This window comes from uncultured Henriciella sp. (genome assembly GCF_964005855.1).
Taxonomy (GTDB): domain Bacteria; phylum Pseudomonadota; class Alphaproteobacteria; order Caulobacterales; family Hyphomonadaceae; genus Henriciella.
In genome coordinates this window covers 35460-54291 of record NZ_CAXFSW010000004.1, presented here as the reverse complement: position 1 = coordinate 54291, position 18832 = coordinate 35460, and the positions used below count along the sequence as shown (strand labels likewise).

At 60.8% G+C, this 18832-nt stretch carries 15 protein-coding genes and 1 tRNA gene; 7 read left to right on the top strand and 9 right to left on the bottom strand.

The window, feature by feature from the left end; all coding sequences use genetic code 11:
- The first annotated feature begins 47 nt into the window (after positions 1-47).
- Entirely contained in the window at positions 48-3464 is a 3417-nt protein-coding gene (locus ABNU55_RS07960; protein ID WP_290753155.1) for a DUF3971 domain-containing protein, read from the top strand.
- Here ABNU55_RS07960 and mazG read toward each other — a convergent pair.
- The 8 genes from mazG to ABNU55_RS07920 form a co-directional block, all read right to left on the bottom strand.
- The gene (gene mazG / locus ABNU55_RS07955; RefSeq protein WP_290753136.1) at positions 3461-4270 is read right to left on the bottom strand and encodes a nucleoside triphosphate pyrophosphohydrolase; all 810 of its coding nucleotides are present in this window, start codon (positions 4268-4270) and stop codon (positions 3461-3463) included. The genes ABNU55_RS07960 and mazG overlap by 4 nt on opposite strands.
- 266 nt (positions 4271-4536) lie before the next feature.
- Positions 4537-5346: an MBL fold metallo-hydrolase gene (locus ABNU55_RS07950; RefSeq protein ID WP_290753133.1), complete on the bottom strand. Its 810-nt coding sequence runs from the start codon at positions 5344-5346 to the stop codon at positions 4537-4539.
- On the bottom strand, positions 5347-6120 hold the full coding sequence (locus ABNU55_RS07945) for a TatD family hydrolase (RefSeq protein WP_290753130.1): 774 nt from the start codon (positions 6118-6120) through the stop codon (positions 5347-5349).
- 10 nt (positions 6121-6130) lie between these two features.
- Entirely contained in the window at positions 6131-7075 is a 945-nt protein-coding gene (locus ABNU55_RS07940; RefSeq protein WP_290753128.1) for a DNA polymerase III subunit delta', read from the bottom strand.
- On the bottom strand, positions 7072-7698 hold the full coding sequence (gene tmk / locus ABNU55_RS07935; RefSeq protein WP_290753127.1) for a dTMP kinase: 627 nt from the start codon (positions 7696-7698) through the stop codon (positions 7072-7074). Before tmk ends, ABNU55_RS07940 begins: the two co-directional genes overlap by 4 nt.
- Positions 7695-8852: a D-alanyl-D-alanine carboxypeptidase family protein gene (locus ABNU55_RS07930; protein WP_290753125.1), complete on the bottom strand. Its 1158-nt coding sequence runs from the start codon at positions 8850-8852 to the stop codon at positions 7695-7697. Before ABNU55_RS07930 ends, tmk begins: the two co-directional genes overlap by 4 nt.
- 93 nt (positions 8853-8945) lie before the next feature.
- Positions 8946-9950: an SPOR domain-containing protein gene (locus ABNU55_RS07925; RefSeq protein ID WP_290753122.1), complete on the bottom strand. Its 1005-nt coding sequence runs from the start codon at positions 9948-9950 to the stop codon at positions 8946-8948.
- 198 nt (positions 9951-10148) lie between these two features.
- Entirely contained in the window at positions 10149-11189 is a 1041-nt protein-coding gene (locus tag ABNU55_RS07920) for a septal ring lytic transglycosylase RlpA family protein (RefSeq protein WP_290753118.1), read from the bottom strand.
- 235 nt (positions 11190-11424) lie between these two features.
- On the opposite strand from ABNU55_RS07920, the gene ABNU55_RS07915 reads away from it, so the two are divergent.
- The 6 genes from ABNU55_RS07915 (at position 11425) to ABNU55_RS07890 (ending at position 18184) form a co-directional block, all read left to right on the top strand.
- A tRNA-Ser gene (locus tag ABNU55_RS07915) sits at positions 11425-11514 on the top strand.
- A gap of 591 nt (positions 11515-12105) precedes the next feature.
- Positions 12106-13191 carry an oxygenase MpaB family protein gene (locus tag ABNU55_RS07910; RefSeq protein WP_290753116.1) on the top strand — a complete coding sequence of 362 codons (1086 nt, stop codon included), beginning with the start codon at positions 12106-12108 and terminating at the stop codon, positions 13189-13191.
- Positions 13191-14216 (top strand): PDR/VanB family oxidoreductase, encoded by a 1026-nt coding sequence (locus ABNU55_RS07905; protein WP_290753114.1) that lies wholly within the window; start codon positions 13191-13193, stop codon positions 14214-14216. The genes ABNU55_RS07910 and ABNU55_RS07905 overlap by 1 nt, the downstream gene beginning before the upstream one ends.
- A 90-nt stretch (positions 14217-14306) precedes the next feature.
- Positions 14307-16031: a ubiquinone-dependent pyruvate dehydrogenase gene (poxB, locus tag ABNU55_RS07900; protein ID WP_290753112.1), complete on the top strand. Its 1725-nt coding sequence runs from the start codon at positions 14307-14309 to the stop codon at positions 16029-16031.
- 81 nt (positions 16032-16112) lie between these two features.
- Entirely contained in the window at positions 16113-17477 is a 1365-nt protein-coding gene (cls, locus tag ABNU55_RS07895) for a cardiolipin synthase (RefSeq protein ID WP_290753111.1), read from the top strand.
- A complete protein-coding gene (locus tag ABNU55_RS07890; RefSeq protein WP_290753109.1) occupies positions 17477-18184 on the top strand; it encodes an endonuclease/exonuclease/phosphatase family protein in 708 nt (235 codons plus the stop codon). The genes cls and ABNU55_RS07890 overlap by 1 nt, the downstream gene beginning before the upstream one ends.
- Before the next feature lie 219 nt (positions 18185-18403).
- Here the strand turns inward: ABNU55_RS07890 and ABNU55_RS07885 are convergent, their stop codons facing one another.
- Entirely contained in the window at positions 18404-18787 is a 384-nt protein-coding gene (locus ABNU55_RS07885) for a hypothetical protein (RefSeq protein ID WP_290755059.1), read from the bottom strand.
- Between the last annotated feature and the right edge of the window lie 45 nt (positions 18788-18832).

The window sequence follows — 18832 nt, the reverse complement described above, 5'->3', positions numbered from 1 at the left end:
GCTAGTAGACGTCTACAGCCTTGGTTGAAGGAGGCAAACCGGACTTGGTGCGACAGACCGCAGCCGTCATTACATTCGAGATCATCGGCGGGATACTTCTTCTGGCGATTGCAGGCGCAGTGGGCCTTGCTTTCATGCTGTCGCGCGGGCCGGTCGAACTCAATCTTTTCAAGGCAGACATTGAGAAAGCCCTGGTCGCCGCCCGCGACGGCCGGGATGTCGAGATCGACGGGCTGACATTGCAATGGGAGGCGTCTGACCGCCGGATGATCATTGCCGCCAGCGGGCTGAGGCTTGCCGACAATGATGGACAGCTCGCAGCAGAGGCGGAGAAGGCCATTATCACGCTGGATGCCGGCTCTCTTCTTTACAGGCGCGCAGAGGTCATCGGACTCGAGCTGCGCAATGGCTGGGCAGATGTGCGCAATGTGTCGCCAACCGAATGGACATTTGCGGGTGAACCCTTGCCGGAATTCGAAGCGCGAGAGCTTCCAAGCACGCCCGAAGGCTGGCTTGCGCTCGCCAATCGAGGCCTCGGCGAGGTGCTCCGGGGGCTTCAGGTCAATCGCACCACGACAAAGTTCGAGACTGCGGCCTTCCAGGATATGGAGCTGCGGTTCTTTGATGTGTCTGGCGACCTCATGGCCCAGATGGATGATGCGACCGGCCGGTTTGAGCAATCGGCGGATGGACTTGAGATGGCCGTATCCGGCAGCGGGGAGGGGATCGGTCTGCCCGGCGATGTGAGAGCAAATCTTGAGGCGCCGCCAAGCTATAATGCCCTGGACTTCAGTATCGAGATTGGCAGCTGGAGCGTAGGCGATCTTGCTGCACGCCTGGGGATTGGCGATGCACTCGTCAGTGGCTTTCCGGCAGATATCACAATCGGCCTCGACTATGAGGCGTCTGAGGGAATTACCGGGTTGAGACTGGCCGCCGACGCGTCCGAAGGCCGGCTGACGCTTGGCGGGCGGAAGTTTGAGGTCAGCGACCTCAGTTTCGACTCCGCCTATGACCCTGAAACCGACACGCTTTCGCTGAGCGATGTGTCTGTCGAAACAGAGCGGGGATCCGGCACCGTTTCCGGCAGCATGTCCGGTGTCGTCGGCAACGAGGAAAGCACGCAGTTCGACCTCACCTCCGACGCCTTCACGCTGGATTTCACACCGTATTTTCCTGAGGTCTGGGAAATGTCTGACATCAGCGCCAGCGGCCGCCTGGATGAAGAGACGACCGCACTCTCGATTGAGGCGTATCAGGCCTCGGTCAAAGGCATCACCTTCAAGGGCAATGCGGAAATTGCCCCTGTTGCCGATCAAGAGGAAGGCGAACTGCCCGTACGGGTGCGGACGACAGGCGAGGCTGAGGGCACGATCACGAAGGAACAGATCCTGAGCTTCTGGCCGGAAACCCTTGGGGAAGGGGCGCGCGGCTTTGCGAGACGCAAGGTCCTTGGCGGACGGGTGACCGCCGCCAACTACAGTCTCGATCTCCAGCGCGACAGTTTTGCCGAAGGCTTCCTGCGTGATGAGGATCTCACCGTGCGCTTTTTCGTTGAGGATGGTTCGGTCAAGTTTCTTGACGACCTGCCGCCGGTCACCAAGGCCTCTGGCAGCGGACGTCTCACCGGGAATGGCTTTCAGGTTCAGCTCAGCGAGGGGGAGTATAATGGCTGGGAGCTGACAGAGGGCAGTGTCCAGTTTCCGCGCTTCAATCCCAAGGGTGAGCTTTTCCGCGTCTATGCAAGAGGCGAGGGGCCTCTGGTCAATGTGATGCGGCTGATCGCCGGGTCGAGCCTGATGTCTGAAGACAGCACGCTCGATCCGGAGCGCTTCTCCGGCGACGCCAGGGCAACTTTCGAAATGCTGCGGCCGGCACTCGACGACGTGCCGCTTGAGGACACTGAGATCAGCGTCACGGCAAACGTTGAGGACGGGAGGCTCAAGGATGCTCTTCCGGGCCTGGACCTCACCGGCGCAGATGTCGATGTCGAGCTGAAGGAGATGCGGCTTGTCATGACGGGCCATGGCGAGCTTGGCCCGGCGCCGGTCCAGTTCTCGTGGCGCGACGAATTCAATGATGACGTCGATACGGCCGACCTTTCGGCCAGCGCCTTCATTTCTCCGGACTTTCTCAACCGCTTCGGCGTTGTCGGGCGTGCCTATGTGTCGGAGGACATCCCCGTTGAGCTGCAGGCAAAGGTCGCCAATAACGGCCTTGAGGCGCTCGAGGTGGGCTTTGAACTGGAGCAGTCACGGGTCGATATTTCCGAGATTGGCTACATCAAGCCAGTCGGCGAACCCGGCCGCGCCACACTCGCCTATGACGCGAATTCCGAGACCAATGCCTCGACATTCAGGTATCAGAGCGAGAAAGCCCGTCTGGACAGCGATATCGTTCTGTCAAAGTCCGGCCAGCTCCAGTCGCTGGATGTGCGTGAAGCCTATCTGCAGGACACTGTAGATGTGAGCGGCACCATCCGCCGCGAGCAGAATGGCAAACTGGTCAGCGAACTGAACGGCGCCTTTCTCGACGCGAGCGCGTTCTTTGGGGATTTTGGCGCCGTCGGCGGCAGTGCCGGGAATGTCAGCCTGCCGGTCACGCTCAGTGCAAATCTCGACACGCTGCGTCTGCGCGAGGGGCTCGACCTTGAAGATGCAAGCCTCGTTTTCGTGAGTTCGAAGACGGGGGTCCGGGAGGTGCAGGCTGATGGCACAATCGAGACCGGCGGCCAGATGTCGGCAGTCTATCGGGGGCCGACCGCAGAAGATGCGGCCACAATCCAACTTGAAAGCGACGATGCCGGCTTCTTCATGCGCGCGCTGTTACGTCAGGACTTTTTGAGCGGTGGATCGCTCGAGCTTGAGGGGAAGCTGGCCCGTGGCCCGGACCCGGCGCGGCTACACCTGTCTCTCTCCGATGTGAGGATGCGTGATGCGCCCTTCCTGACGCAGGTCCTCTCGCTTGCCTCATTGAGGGGGCTCGCCGACACGCTGAGCGGGGAAGGGGTGCTATTTACCGATATCGAGGTTCCCGTTGCCGTGCAGGCCGGCCGGTTCATAATTGAAGGGGCGCGTGCCAATGGCCCGGCGCTCGGTCTGACACTCAATGGCTGGTTCGAACAGGAAAGCGACGAGATCCGGCTGAGCGGTGTTCTGGTGCCGAGCTTCGGGATGAACTCCATGCTGGGCGGTGTGCCTGTGATTGGCGACCTCTTTGTCGGGCGTGAAGGTGAGGGGATCTTCTCGCTGACCTATTCGGTCCGCGGTACGCTCGATCGCGCGCAGGTGGCCGTGAATCCGCTATCGGCCGTGACACCGGGCATCCTGCGGCGCATTTTCGAGAATCCGGCCGATACGTCCATTCCAGACAGCCTGCCGGTGGACCCCGACAAGACCCCGCCTGCGCCGCCCATGCCAGACGCGGAATTCATTCCGCCTGCGCCGGGGTCTGAGAACAATTAGCCGGTCTTCTCGGTCGCCTTGACGGCATCCCAGAGCGCGCCCTGTTCATTCAGGGAGAGGCTTGAAAAGTCCTGTCCGCGCTTGGCTGCCAGCGCTTCCATGGCGCGGAAGCGGCGCTCGAATTTCGCGTTCGCCTTGCGCAGGGCAATTTCGGGGTCGAGCTTGAAGCGCCGTGCGAGATTGGCCGACACGAAAAGCAGATCGCCGATCTCATCCTCAATTGCGTCCATATCCTGGCTCTCGATGGCCTCGCGGACTTCCAGCGATTCCTCGTCCAGCTTTTCCAGAATGTCTTCGGGGTTCGTCCAGTCGAAGCCGGTGCGCGCGGCGCGCTTCTGTATCTTTTCCGCGCGCATCAGCGCGGGAAGTGCCTTTGCAACGCCGGCCAGCGCAGACCTGTCCTCGCTCCTGCCTTTCTCGGCGCGTTCGCGCGCCTTGATCGTTTCCCAGGCTTCGGTCTGGCCGTCGGCGCTGCGCCCGTCGGGCTGGTCGAAGACATGCGGATGGCGCCGGACCATCTTGTCATTGATGCTTCTGGCGACGTCATCGACCGTAAAGAGACCGGCTTCAGAGGCCATCTGGCTGTGAAAGACGACCTGAAGAAGAAGGTCGCCAAGCTCTTCCTTCAGGTCGCTGAAATCGCGGCGCTCGATAGCATCTGCGACTTCATAGGCTTCCTCGATCGTATAGGGCGCGATGGTTTCGAAGTCCTGCTCAAGGTCCCAGGGGCAGCCGCCATCGGGATTGCGCAGCTGGGCCATGATCTCTCTCAGCCGGTCGAATTGCGAAGCAGGGGGTGTGGACAAGATTGAAACCTCCTGTGGGCGTCGGGTCAGTCGTACGAATATCCGGGCATGATTAGTGACGTGCTTGCCGGCCCCGGCGCAATGGGGGAGAGGCAGAATTCTGACATGGGGAGAGGATTGGAAAACCGGTTCGAGGGCTTGGGCAAAAAACCGTTGTCAGGTCCGGTGGGACGGTTGAGCGACCTGAAAACCATACAGGCGGGCGCCACAGGATCATAATCCGAAAATCGCATAATCAATATTATGGGAAATTCGAGACTGATGTCCTAGAGCGGGAAGTCGAGAGCGAGGCCGTCATAGGCCGGGCGCACATGGTCCGGCAGCTCCTTGCAGAGTGTCTGGTAATCCATGTCGATATGAAGATTGGTGAGCCACGCCTCTTTTGGCGCAAGCCGTTCGATCCAGTCCAGCGCGCGTTCGAGGTGCGCATGGCTGGGATGCGGCGTGTAGCGCAGCGCGTCGAGAATGAGCGTGTCGAGACCAGTCAGCGCCTCCAGGCTCTCTTCAGGGAAATCATGAAGATCATTGCAGTAAGCCAGATTCCCGATCCGGAAGCCCAGGCTCATGATACGGCCGTGCATCTGTTCGACTGGCAGGAGTGTGACCGGCCCGCCCTCTCCCGTGATCGTAAATGGTTCCAGCGGGACGATATCGGCCTGACGGTCAAGGATCGGCGGATAGCCGCCATGGCCCTTGAAGCAGTAGCTGAAACGTTCAGTCAGCGTCGACGCGGTCCGGGCATCCATATAGGTCGGCACACGGCGGCGCATGCGCAGCGCGAGTGCGCGTACATCGTCTATCCCGTGGGACTGGTCAGCATGGTCATGTGTGTAGACCAGAGCATCCAGATGCTGCAGGCCGACATCAAGAAGCTGTTCGCGAAGTTCTGGTGAGGAATCGATCAGGATGCGTGTACATGTGTCTGGCGTCTCGAGCGGCCCGACATCGAGCAAAGCACAGCATCGCCGACGGCGATTGCGCGGCTCGGATGGATCGCAGTCGCCCCAGTCGTTTCCGACCCGCGGGACGCCGCCGGAGGACCCTGTGCCGAGAAATGTGAACCTCGCCTGCTCCATCTAACTATTCACTTTATCAAATAAAGTCAAGGCATTATCTTCGCATATTGAAGTAATTTCTTCGCGTGACCGGCCGTGCAGCCCGGCCAGCGCATCTGCCACAAAAGGCAGATAGGAGGGTTCATTCCGGCGCCCACGATATGGAACGGGCGCGAGATATGGGCAATCGGTTTCCAGGATCACCCTCTCCAACGGGATCGTGGAGATGACGGCACGGACATCATGGGCGTTCTTGAAAGACAGAATGCCGGAGACAGAAAAATACGCGCCAAGCGCCAGGCCGCGATCGGCAAGCGTCTGTCCGCCCGTATAACAATGCAGAAGAATGCGGAACGGCCCGTTCTCGTATTCCTCTTCAAGAATATCTGCCGTCATTTCATCGGCTTCCCGTGTGTGAACGACGAGCGGTAGTCCTGTCTCGCGAGCCGCGGCAATATGGCGGCGAAAATTGGCGACCTGTTCGGCCTCGGCTGAATAGCCATAGTGAAAATCGAGCCCGGTCTCCCCTATCGCCACGGTCTTTGGGTCACTGGCTGCGCGGAGAAGCTCTTCAACTGTTAGATCGGTGAAGTCCTTGGCGTGATGCGGGTGCACGCCAGCTGTATTCCAGATATCGTCATTCGCCTCTGCAATGGCCCGGACGGTATCGTAATTATCGAAGCGGTCGCAAATGGCGAGAAAGCGTGTGACGCCGGCCTCGCGCGCGCGTGTCAGCACATCTTCGAGGTCGTCCACGAACGCGTCTGCGTGCAGGTTGACATGGGTATCGAACATGGACCTGCCCCTAATCCCTTGAGGCGCCGGATTGAAGCCCGGTTACCAGTTTGGACGCGGCCTGGATGGGTGTCATGTGAAGGTTTCGCTGCGCGGCGACCGTGCGTTGCAACTCGAACCAGATATCGGCCCAGCGCGGGGTCTCCTGTGCCTTGTCGCCAACCCAGCTCATGATCTCATCGGCAAAGACGGCAAAGCTTGTCTCGTCTTCTGCTGCGGCCTGAATGGCTGTTGCAAGGGTCGCGTCATTCGGCTTCGGAAAGGCCTTCAGGAGGCTCTGGGCGGCATGCGCGGCGGCGAGCACTTTGGGGCCGGTCAGCTCTTCTGCGCGCCCCGGCCGTCCCTTTACCAGCGCGGCCACCTGATCGGGCGTTTCGACCTCCTGATCTTTCAGGGCCTGGAGCGTGTCCTCATCGGATAGCGTGTGCAGCCGCAAGGTCTGGCAGCGTGACCGGATCGTCGCCAGAACCGGCGTCGTGGCGTGTGAGATGAGGAACAGGATGGCACGCGCCGGCGGCTCTTCCAGGGTCTTGAGCAAGGCATTGCGGCCGTTGGCATTCATTTCATCGAGCGAGTCGAGAATGCCGATCCGCCAGCCGCCAAGTGCTGGCTTGAGGGCGAAGAAATGGTTGAGCTCGCGGATCTGCTCAACGGAGATGTCCTGTTTCAGGTTGCCCTTGTCATTGAGGCCGCGCTGGACGTGTTTGAGGTCTGGATGGCCAGATGCGAGGACTTTCTGGATGACGGGGTCGTCTTCCGGTGCTGCGGCGGGATCGTCGCCTGCGGGCCTGGCGCCGAGCAGCATGGCAGCCAGACGCAAGGCAAAGCGCGCCTTGCCGATCCCGGATGAGCCCTCGAATATCCAGGCATGGTGAAGCCGCCCGCCGGAGAGCGCCTTCATGAATTTCTGCTGGGCGTCATCATGGCCGTAAAGCGGAAAAGCCACCCGCGTCATGACAAGGCCTCATCCAGTGTTCTGAGCGTCTGCTTCAGCACCTCTTCGGGGGACTGCATGGCGTCGATCACCCGGCAGCGATCAGGATTAGCCGCGGCTATATCGAGATAGAACTGGCGCACTTTTTCATGGAAGCTGAGCGGCATGGATTCAAACACGTCCGATCCGCCACGCTGCTTGCGGCGGGCGACGAGGTCGGTGACCGGGCCGTCGAGGACAAGGGTGAGGTCAGGCTGCGCCTTGCCCACTACCAGCCTGTCGAGGGTCTCGAAATCTTCGGTCGAAAGCCCGCCGAGCCCCTGATAGACGCGCGTCGAATCGGCAAAACGGTCCGAGATGATCCATTCTCCGGCCTCGAGCGCGGGCAGGATCAGCTTTTCAAGGTGATTGAGCCGGGCCCCAAAGACCAGCAACGCTTCGCTGAGAGCGCTCCAGCGTTCCTCTCCCGGGGGTGAGAGGACGAGGCTGCGCACGGCTTCTGCGAGCGGCGTGCCTCCTGGCTCCCGCGTGACGATAACGGGCTGTCCCCTGTCGAGCAGATGCGTTTCGAGCCCGGCAATCAGAGTGGACTTGCCGGTTCCTTCACCGCCCTCAACCGTTATGAACTTGCCTGGCCGGATCATTCGGCCGTGCCGCCACCCATTTTGAGGCTGAGCCCCTCAATGGCGCGGCCGACAAAACCAAGTGCGCCCACGGATTCTGTCGCAACCAGCGGCGCCGTCACGGGAACGTCCTTGCCGTCCATGGTGATGACCAGGGTTGCGATCTCGTCGCCCGCCTTGATGGGCGCGGCGATGGGGCCGTTATAGACGATCTCGCTTTTCGCCTCATCGAAACTCTGCTTGTGACCGGCGACGCGGACGTCCGAGGCCAGCTGGACCCCTACGGTGCGGGACTCGCCGTTCCAGACCGGAAGCTGGGCCAGCGGTTCGGCGCCGGGGCTAATGGTCCTGGAGTCGAATGCGGTAAAGGCAATCCGCATCAAACGCTCGGATTCCTCGGCACGGGCCTGCGAACTCGGAAGCCCGTTCAGCACCATGATCATACGCTGGCCGTCGCGTTCGGCTGAGGCTGTGAGGCCGTATCCAGAGGCCTGGAGGTGGCCGGTCTTGAGGCCGTCAGCCCCTTCCATCGTGTAGAGAAGCGGGTTGCGGTTTCCCTGTGTGATGCCGTTCCAGGTCATCTCCAGCTCGGAATAGTATTTGTAGTATTGCGGATAGTTGCGGATCTCGGCAGCGGCGAGCTTTGCAAGGTCGATCGCGGAGATGACATGGCCTTCTGCCGGCAGGCCGCTGGCATTCTTGAAGTTGGCGGATTCGAGACCAAGCTCGTGCGCGAGATCTGTCATGCGGTCGGCAAAGGCATCCTCGGATCCGGAAAGCCCTTCGGCGAGGACAATGCAGGCATCATTGCCCGAGAGAACGACGACGCCCCGAAGCAATTGCTCAACGGTTGGCGTCTCGCCGATCTTGAGCCCCATGGTGGAGCCGCCGGTCGCCCAGCCGCCTTCGCGCCAGGCACGTTCGCTGACAACCATTTCGTCGTCGAGCGAGATTTCCCCGCTCTCAATCGCGTCATAGATCACATGCGCGGTCATGATCTTGGTCATGGAGGCCGGAATCATCGGCTCGCTGCCGCGTTTGGAATAGAGGATGTCGCCCGTCTCATAGTCCATGATCACGGCGTATTCTGCCTGCGTATCGATGTACTGAGCGCTCGCCGGCAGGACGGCCCCGACGATAAACAGGACGGCGGCAAGCAGGGTCGGTCGGCGCATGGAACTCTCTCCGGGTCTGGGCAGGATCAATATAGATCCAACCTAACCCAGTGAGGGCGTTTTGGAAGCCGGGTCAATGCAGCCCGCCTGAATTCAGCCCTGCGTGACGAAGCTGTCGCGATAGCCCTGATGTGAGAGCCTCGTGCGAGCGCTGTCGGCATCGGCTCGGGTCCTGAACGGGCCGACCATCACGCGGTGATAGGTGGTTCCGCGAAGGTCAACGGTCTTGACGTCGCTGCGCATGCCGGAGGTGACCTTACCCGCAAGCGAGCGTGCGTGGTCGAAATCCATGAACGAGCCGATCTGGACAAACAGGCCCGACGTGTCCGCCATCTGCTGACGCTGGTCGCTGACAGGCGCGCGGCGCTGTGCAGGTGGCAGGGAGACAGGCTGTGCAGGGGGCGGCGCGACCGTGGCCTGGTCTTGCAGGTGTTCGCCGGCCACGCCGGAAGCTGCACCGAGATACTCGATCTCAACATCGGCGGACTGGCCCTGCGACAGGCCGAGCATTTCACCTGCATGAGGCGAAAGCGTCATCACATTCCCGCTGGCAGCAGAGGTGCGTGAGGTGATGCGGACCACGACCTCGCTCCCACTGCTCAGCACCCGCACATGGGCGAGACCGTTCAGTGGCAGGCTGGTATGCCCGGCCGTCATGCCGCTCGAGGCGCCAAAGCTTGCAGCCACGATTGCGCGGCTGGACACACCATTGGCAAGCGCGCTGGCGGGCTGCGCCGCTGACTGCACAGATGGCAGGCTGGCGGACGCACCGGGGCGCACACTGCCCGGATAGGTAAAACTGATCTGACGCCGCTGGGCAGGCAGCGTGCCGGAGCCGGTCTGGGTGACCGGGCCGCGCCAGCTATCCTGCGAAGCTACGGGATTCAGCCTCGGCGTGGCGCCGGAAGCTGGTGAATAGAGCGGCGTGGCCGGCGCGTTGACGGGCTGGACCGTCGGCGCCTGGCTCACGGCGGTACGATGATTATACGAGATGGGCGCGGCGTCGCGCGGCCCGGCATTCGCGATGAGCGGACAGACTGACGCCAGAAGTGACGTTGCGACAAGCGCACGCATCCCGGCAGTGGCATTCATAGCCATGGGAACCTCGTTCTGCGGTCTCATTTTTCGTGTCCGACATTCTGCCGGGGGCACGGACCGATTTATTCGGTCATCCTGGACGCTAGCGTAATAAGGTAGAGATCAACTGAAGCAGAAGGAAAAGTTCGCACACGTTCAGGTAGGAATTTGGTTACAAATTGGCCGCGGGAGGCTTGCGCCCTATTCCACTCCCCTCGCCTAGCGAAGGACCAAGAAGCCCTCGCCAAGACCAAGGGACTGCAGATCCTGGCGCGCCTGCTCACCGGCCGAGCGCGTCGCAAATGGCCCGGCGAAGACGCGGAAATAATCTGCTTCATCGACACGCACCGACTCTATGTCGGTGGTATAGCGACCATTGAGCTTGCTGGAGACGGCCTCTGCATTGTTTATGCGGGTAAACGAGCCAACCTGGACATAGACCTGCGGGCCATAGGCGGTCTGCTCTGCGGCCTGGGGCTCTGCAGCCACGGGCTGCGGGCGAAGCGGCTCTGGACCGCTTTGTGCCGCGCCCGCCTCATGAACCACAGGCTCTGACGGGGTGGCCTCTGCGAAAACCGGTGGCGGCGAATAATCGGGCAAACGGGCTGGCGTTGCGACCTTCTTGCCGGGATCCGGTACGCCGAGAGAGGGTTCGACGCCGCCGAGAAGACGGTCATCATAGAGTTTCGGCGCAGGCTTGGCGGGTTTCGGTTCGCTGGCCACCTTGTTCATCGCCGGGCCGGCCTGGATGCTCTCGCCCATATGGACCGGAATAAGCTCAGGCGCGGGGCCGAGATAGTCGAGTTTTACGCTTGCCGTACCCTGATCGATCATGCCCAGCGTTTCAGCTGCGCGGCGCGAAAGATCAATGATACGCCCGCCTGTGAACGGCCCGCGATCATTGACGCGGACGACAATCTCACGGCCATTCTGCTGGTTTGTCACCTTTACAAGGCTCGGCAGAGGCAAGGACGGATGGGCGGCAGTCGGGATGTTGGCATCAAAAAGTTCGCCACTGGCCGTCGGGCGGCCCTGGAAAGCACGCCCATACCAGGAGGCGATGCCCTGCTCGCTCGACATGCTGAGCGCAGGCGCGACTGCGGCCGACTGCATAAGCGCCGCCATCTGAAGCGAAGAGGCTGATGCACTGACGTGGACAAGCCGCGCATCGGTTCGCTCGGCACTTGCGGGAAGCGCAAGTGCGGCGGCTGTCATGAGGCTGACCAGAGCCCGGGTCTGCAAGGTGCGCGATGCTGCCATTTGGCCCTCATCCTGAATTCGGGTTGGCATGGGCCGCCCTCACGCGGCACATGCGCTGGACAGTGTCCAGTCTGAGTTCCCCCTGCCCCGACTGAACTGCATACGGCGAAAATTGCAAACAAAGTGTTTCCAGTTCTTTCGTCGTCAGCGAGAGGTCGCCCCGGAATGAGGCAGAATTGTGGTTCAGTGCTGCACTTGCATTTGAAGCGGCAATGAAGGAAACAGACGCCCGCCCGGAGGAGTGGCAGAGTGGTTGAATGCGGCGGTCTTGAAAACCGTTGAGCGTGCGAACGTTCCGGGGGTTCGAATCCCTCCTCCTCCGCCAATTCATCGGACCAGCGCCGGTCAATACGGATCAGGCTGGCTGATATCCTTTCCTGTTTAGCCTTTTCTTCGTCTACCGGACTGCTTCCTGCGCAGGCTGTTGGGGGCGCGAAAGATGCTGAACAGAACCACAACCGCTTTGCTGCAAGGCCGCTGCCGGCGGAGAGTCTGAGGCGTTCTTGCTGATTTTTACCTGCGGCGCGCCTCAAGCCAGGCTTCCACCTCCGCCTTGGTAAAGCCGACCATGCCAGCGCCGATGATGATCGGCTGCAGGAATGTCGGGTCCTTTCTGTAGCGATTGACCGTTGGAACCGGGCCGTTGATCCGTCGTGCGGCTTTTTTAAGCGCCGGCTCCGACGGACAGTAATCAAACTACCCTGACCTCAAACCCGACTATGTGCTGCGCCACACCTTGCGCGCCTGACGACATGCACTACCTATCTTTTATTCCCGCCCGGGAATAAAGCTTTATGAGAAGCTGTCATGACAGGATGATGCCCCCGGATGGGGCAAAATCGGTCATGCCAAGCTTTTTCGGAAGATCGCAGGCCCGCGAGCAATCGATTTGTAGAGAAACGGGAAGGATTTTGAGATGTCCGAACAAGATGCGGAAAGTTCGTCGGAAGAGTTCGCCCTTTCGGTCGAAAAACTGATGGGAAACCCTGAGAGATGGCGGCGGCTGGGAGTGCCTGTTGCCGCGGGCCGGTCGATTAATGACGATGGCACGCCGGACTACGGCCTCTTCGGTCCGTCCAGTGTCGTGTGGAAGGTCATTTTGCACCCCGCCACGATCATCTACCAGACGGTGGCACAATTCAGCATGCAGCTGATGTACAAGCCGGTGGTCGCGGGCGTCCGCGATGCGGATCCGCTAGCGACCAAGGTTCGCGCCGGCAAGTTGACCGCGTTTGACTCCTTCGAGCGCTTTCAGCGCAATTCGGGCCTGCATGCGCCGATGTGGTTCGGTGATACGCGCACTGCCGAAACCATGTGGGCGCACCTGCATGCGCTTCATGCCCATGTGAAAGGCGGCCTCATCGATGTCGGGCAACCGGAACTGGGCGAGTACCACGCCGATGGCCCCCGTGATGTGATGTGGGCTGCCCTGACCGAGATGATGGGTATGCTCTTTGTGTACGAACATTTCGCCTGGCATGGCGACACTCCCCCACAGCGGCTGCCGAATCATGAACGCGACCAGTATGTCGCGGACTCAGCGGCATATCTGCGTGTCGTGGGGGCGCCGGAAGAGGAGATCCCTCAGACCATGGCGGATGTCGATGCCTTGTTCCATCGATACCAGGATCTCTTCAAGAAGACCGAAACGATGAATATCATGCCCGAATCCGGCAAGGATTTCGCGGCCCTCAGCGAGGAACAGATCAAGAAGAATTGGCATCCCACCCAGCAGATGGCCGTTGATGTCCTGGAAGAGTTCTTCATGAAGCCGACGAACTTGGTCATCGCCTCTTATCCGACCTATCTTCAGATATGGGGAGCGGGCTGGGACGAAGAGAAAAGAGCTGAAGAAGCCGAGAATTTGAAGGCGGCGCTGCCAGAAATTAAGGCCCGGCAGGAATCGCCGGATGTCGAGCGGCGAGCGATCGATTTGTTCTGGGGGCCAGATGGTCATGAGCTGATTTCGTCAGCTCGCGCGCTCATGAAGAGGGTGAACTGATGTCTGACATGACAATGTCCAGCAGAAATATGGCGCTCACCCGTATCCCGGCGAAGATAACGAGGCGCGACGAAATCGCCGAGGCCATTCTTCTGATCGAGTTCAGCGCCGAGTATTTTCCCTCCTGGACGGCCGGAGCGCATATCGACGTGGAGGTTCCCGGCTGCGGATTGCGATCCTATTCGCTGGTAGACGGGGATTACCAGAAGAAGTACCGGATCGCGGTCAAGATCCTCGACGATCCGGGATCGGCCTCCTTAGCCATTCGCGACCATTTCCATGTCGGTACCGACGTCGTCATCTATCCGGCGATCAACCGATTTCCGATCAGGCAGGCGTCACACTATACCTTCCTGGCAGCCGGTATCGGCGTGACGCCGATCCTCTCGATGCTTCGGGATCTCGATGGCACCGACGCTGCCTGGAAATGCCACTACTTCGTCAGAACCAGGGATCAGATGCCCTTCATTGACGATATGCGGGCTTTGGCCGACAAGGCGAATGCGGAATTGAACGTCTATGTCAGCGGCGAAACCGGCCGCCAGTCAATTTCCGAACTTCTCGAGCACGAAGACAATCTGGACGCCGTCTATGCGTGCGGTCCAACCGGCTTCATGAACGAGGCCGAGGCCATCGTCTCGAAGCGAGAGGGGGTCCGGTTCTACATGGAGGATTTCGATGACCAGAGGACGGAGGTCATCGCAGAGCAGCCTCAACCCATCTGTCAGGGCGAAACCGCGGAACGGATCAGCTCGAATGCGGCTTTCGAGGTCGAATGCCGCGCCAGTGGGCACAGCTTTACCGTGGAACCGCATGAGACGATCCTGGATCATGTGAAGCAGATCCTGCCCGATCAACCCACTTCTTGCGAGGAGGGGGTGTGCGGAACCTGTGAGGTCGCGGTCCTTGAGGGAATACCGGCGCATCGCGATCAGTGGTATACGGATGAAGCACGTGCACATGGCGGACGGATGATGATCTGCGTGAGCCGGTCGAAAACGAAGAAGATCGTTCTCGACCTTTGATTGCCCGTCCTGTCGTCGGGGCTGTGCCTCAAGCGATAGCGGTTGCGCAACTTTACGACATTCCGAGATTGAAATCTCAAGGAGGTATTCATGCCTACCGTAGCCGACCAGATGGTCGATACCCTCAAGGCCGCGGGTGTGAAGCGGATCTACGGCATCGTGGGTGACAGCCTCAACGGCTTCACCGATGCGCTCCGTCGCAAGGGAGGGATCGACTGGCTTCACGTCCGTCACGAAGAGGTGGCCGCCTTCGCTGCGGCCGGCGAGGCCCATGCGACCGGCGAACTCGCAGTATGTGCGGGCAGCTGTGGTCCGGGCAATCTCCATCTCATCAACGGCCTGTTCGACGCGCATCGCTCGCGCGTCCCGGTGCTCGCGATCGCGGCGCAAATCCCGTCGGGCGAAATCGGTTCCGGCTATTTCCAGGAGACCCATCCGGAGGAGCTCTTTCGCGAATGCTCGAGCTACTGCGAACTCGTCTCCAGCCCGGCCCAGATGCCGCGCGCGATGGAAACGGCGATCCGCCGGGCCGTTGCCGAGCGCTGTGTATCGGTGCTGGTCATCCCGGGTGACGTCGCGTTGAAGGAGATTTCGGGAGAGAGCGAGCCGCAGCCGCTGTCGCTGAAGCCCCCCAAACCGATCGTTGCGCCTCCCGAAGACGCCCTCGACCGGCTCGCAGCGTTGCTCAACGAATCTAAGCGCGTCACCCTGCTCTGCGGCGGGGGCGTCGAGGGCGCGCATGACGAGGTCGTTGCGCTCGCCGCAGCGCTCAAGGCGCCGATCGTCCACGCGCTGCGCGGCAAGGAACATATCGAGTGGGATAATCCCTACGACGTCGGGATGACCGGCCTCATCGGCTTTTCTTCCGGTTATTATGCGATGGGCGCCTGCGATGCGCTGCTGATGCTGGGGACCGATTTTCCCTACCGCCAGTTCTACCCCAAAGACGCGCGCGTCGCGCAGATCGACATCCGGCCGGAATCAATCGGTCGGCGTACCTCGGTCGAGGAGGGGCTGATCGGTGACGTGAAGCACACGCTCGCCGCGCTGCTGCCAAAGATCACTGAGAAGAGCGACGACGGGCATCTGAGCGCGTCGGTCGATCATTACAAAGAGGCGCGGGCTGCACTGGACAAGCTGGCTGACGGGCGTCCGGGCGGCCGCCTCCATCCGCAGCATGTGGTTCGCGTGCTGAGCGAGCTGGCGAACGAAGACGCGGCGTTCACGGCTGACGTCGGCCTGCCGACCGTCTGGAGCGCGCGCTACCTCGCGATGAGTGACAAGCGCCGGCTGATCGGGTCCTTCTGGCACGGCTCGATGGCAAACGCGATGCCGCAGGCGATCGGCATTCAGGCGGGCTATCCGGAGCGTCAGGTCATTTCGCTCTCGGGCGATGGTGGCTTCACGATGCTGATGGGTGATTTGCTGTCGCTCAAGCAGCTGAACTTGCCGGTCAAGGTCGTCGTCTTCAACAACAGCTCACTCGGCTTTATCGAGCTGGAGCAGAAGTCGTCGGGCTTCGTCGATTTCGGTACTGGATTCGACAATCCTGATTTCGCAGCTTTGGCCGAGGCGGTCGGGATCAAGGGCATCCGTATCGAAGACCCGGCAGACCTGGAGAGCAGCATTGCCGAGGCATTGGCCCATGACGGCCCGGTCCTGATCGATGCCGTCGTCGAACGCATGGAGTTGGCGATGCCGCCGAAGGTGACGACCGAGATGGCCAAGGGCTTCACCCTATACATGCTGAAGGCCGTGTTGAACGGCCGCGGCGACGAGGTTGTTGAACTAGCCAAGGCAAACCTGCTGAGGTGACGCACGCAGCTCAGAAAGACCGGGTGATGGCGGTCGCGGGCCATGAGTCTCTTGACCTGCCATTGATCGCATGAACAGGACATGACGATGATTGGTCTCGTCGTCGGTTTGCAGTTCGCGCTTATCGTCATCGGCATTTTTGTGGCCCGCGCCGCCATCACAACCGCGAGGACGCCGCAAGGCGCCGCCGCCTGGGTTGTTTTCCTGATTTCCTTCCCGCTTTTGGCGTTGCCTGCGTTCGCGCTATTTGGCGGTGTTTCCCGGCTTACGTCGCGGACAGACGGGTATAATGTGCAGGCGCCCGCAGAGCCTGCTCAGGGACGGCTGGAGAGTCTCGCTAGCCTTGCCGCCAATTCCCCGGCCGATGGCAATTCGGCGACCCTTCTTGTCGATGGACAAGTGACATTCGAGGCCATCTTTGCCGCCATAGATGCCGCGGAGCACGAAATCCTTGTCCAGTATTACATTATTCGCTCCGATGCCGTTGGCGACGGTTTGAAGGAGCACCTGATTCAGGCAGCGAGGCGCGGGGTCAAAGTCCGTGTGCTTTGCGACAAGATCGGCTCGTTGTTCCTGGGCGAGCGCTATGTCCGCGCCCTTCAGACGGAAGGCATAGAAATACGCGGTATTCCAGGTCCACATCGCGCTTTGGGCCGTATCGGGGTCAATTTCCGCAATCACCGCAAGGCCGTGGTGGTCGATGGATCGATCGGGTTTACCGGCGGGATCAATGTCGGACAGGAATATATCGATGGGGGAAAGAAGTTCAGGTCCTGGCGAGACACGCACCTGCGTATCAAGGGCCCGATGGTGAGGCAGCTTCGCGATATCTTCGCGTTCGACTGGAAGGCCGTGACGGGGGACAGGCTTCCATCTCTGCACCTTGAAACGCCGCCAGACTGCCCCGGACGTGTGCGTGGCCTCGTGACAGGTTTTGGCCCTACCGATCATCTCGAGCGCGGCAGTCTACTGCTCTGTGGTCTGGTCAATCTTGCGCGTCACAGGCTCTGGCTCACGACGCCTTATCTCATTCCGCACACTGACCTGTTGACGGTCCTTCAGCTGGCTTCAATGCGCGGCGTTGATGTTCGCATCCTGATTCCGGGCCCCTCAGACAATGTCATTGCGTGGTATGCCTCCCGCCATGCGGCGCGCATCCTGGCGGAAGCGGGCGTCAGGGTTTTCGTGTACGAGCCCGGTTTCATGCATTCCAAGGTCATGTTGATTGATGACGATATCGCATCGATTGGCACGGTTAATCTGGATATTCGATCGGCCTTGCTGAACTTTGAGGAAACCGCCCTCATTGAGGATCAGGCCTTCGCCGCCGATGTTGCGGCCATGCTGGAGGAAGATTTCTCAAAATCAGAGCCCGTCGCCTTGCCAGGGCCCTGGCATGTCAGATTGCTGGCCCCGGTGGCCCGCCTGTTTGGGCCGGTTCTCTGATGCAGGCCCTCCGCATCGTCAGCTGGAACATTCGCAAGGCCGTCGGGCTCGATTGGCGCCGCAAACCCGAGCGCGTTCTGCGCGTGATCGAACGCCTCGAACCCGATATCGTGCTCTTGCAGGAAAGCGACAAACGCCTGCCGCCGCGGCCACCTGCCCTGCCCCTTGATCTGGTTCGGCTTTCAGGCTGGACGTCCATCGACGCCGATCCCGATACCCCCTCCATTGGTCACCATGGCAATGCAATCCTGCTCCGGCCATATCTGCAGCTGAAGACGTTGAAGGCGCTTGATCTGCCAGGGCTGGAACCGCGCGGTGCCGTGCTGGCGACGGTGACCGGGCCCGGTATACGCCTGAGCGTTGGCGGTCTTCATCTTGGATTGCGGCGACGCGACCGTCTGATTCAGATGGCGCATGTCCTTGACGCCGCTCAAGAATTCAGCGGGCCAATCATTCTTGGCGGCGATCTGAACGAATGGCACAAGACCAAAGGTCTTCTGCCGCCTGGCTCAAGCTGGACAGAGATTGCCCCCGGCCCGTCCTTTCACGCCTCCGCGCCGCACTTTAAACTGGACCGGTTCGTCATCCACGGAGCCGTAAGCATCGCTTCACATGGCGTCGTGTCGAAACAATCGGCAGAACGTGCCTCTGACCATCTACCCATCTGGATAGATGTTGAACTCGACGACCAGAAAATTTCAAGCTGACCGGGCGCGAGAGTCCGGAGACTTTGCAGATGTGGCGGGGCCTCTGGACAAGGCTGAAACCATCAGGTGCGGCCGCAGGCCCGGTGGGGCTGCGGTCAGGATCCCGGTTTTTACGGACCTGCTTTCGCAGGTATCTTCGGAGAAGGGGCCTCCTGTGTGCCCGCGCTCGTCCTTCGACTTCGCTCAGGATGAGCGCTTTGAGCTGTACGGTTCAGAGCTTCAGGGTGGATGAAGGGCGAGCTCCCAAACACGACCAATGCTGCAGGGGTCGCGACCGAGGCTCACAGTTGCCAGCCGAGCTCTTATGGGCTCAAGACCGGAGAGCTGCAGACCTTCCACCTCGCATCCCGGCGCGAGTTTTTCCCAGGGCGCGCGCGGCGCAAATCTTGTCCAGTCATTGGGGTCTGGTTTGTCGCCGAAGGCCTGGAGGGTGATGTAGATGCGGCCTCTTGCGCAGACGCTGTAGCCGATGAGGCCGGAGCTATGCTCTGCGCGCCGGGCCTTCATATAGCGGTCCAGCCACCAGAGCTGCCACAGGAAGACCGGCCAGTAGCGAAGCTCCAGCTTTGCGAGCACATCGAGGATCCAGTCGCGGGCGATCATGGGCCAAGACTAGGCCGGGCGCGAGCGGGGGCGGAAACTATTGGT

Coding starts and splice junctions, on each gene's coding strand:
- ABNU55_RS07885 (WP_290755059.1), bottom strand. CDS start 18,787: ATGATCGCCCGCGACTGGATCCTCGATGTGCTCGCAAAGCTGGAGCTT.
- ABNU55_RS07930 (WP_290753125.1), bottom strand. CDS start 8,852: ATGCGCCGACCGACCCTGCTTGCCGCCGTCCTGTTTATCGTCGGGGCC.
- ABNU55_RS07940 (WP_290753128.1), bottom strand. CDS start 7,075: ATGACGCGGGTGGCTTTTCCGCTTTACGGCCATGATGACGCCCAGCAG.
- ABNU55_RS07950 (WP_290753133.1), bottom strand. CDS start 5,346: ATGGAGCAGGCGAGGTTCACATTTCTCGGCACAGGGTCCTCCGGCGGC.
- cls (WP_290753111.1), top strand. CDS start 16,113: ATGACGATGATTGGTCTCGTCGTCGGTTTGCAGTTCGCGCTTATCGTC.
- ABNU55_RS07945 (WP_290753130.1), bottom strand. CDS start 6,120: ATGTTCGATACCCATGTCAACCTGCACGCAGACGCGTTCGTGGACGAC.
- ABNU55_RS07890 (WP_290753109.1), top strand. CDS start 17,477: ATGCAGGCCCTCCGCATCGTCAGCTGGAACATTCGCAAGGCCGTCGGG.
- tmk (WP_290753127.1), bottom strand. CDS start 7,698: ATGATCCGGCCAGGCAAGTTCATAACGGTTGAGGGCGGTGAAGGAACC.
- ABNU55_RS07905 (WP_290753114.1), top strand. CDS start 13,191: ATGTCTGACATGACAATGTCCAGCAGAAATATGGCGCTCACCCGTATC.
- ABNU55_RS07920 (WP_290753118.1), bottom strand. CDS start 11,189: ATGGCAGCATCGCGCACCTTGCAGACCCGGGCTCTGGTCAGCCTCATG.
- ABNU55_RS07925 (WP_290753122.1), bottom strand. CDS start 9,950: ATGGCTATGAATGCCACTGCCGGGATGCGTGCGCTTGTCGCAACGTCA.
- ABNU55_RS07910 (WP_290753116.1), top strand. CDS start 12,106: ATGTCCGAACAAGATGCGGAAAGTTCGTCGGAAGAGTTCGCCCTTTCG.
- poxB (WP_290753112.1), top strand. CDS start 14,307: ATGCCTACCGTAGCCGACCAGATGGTCGATACCCTCAAGGCCGCGGGT.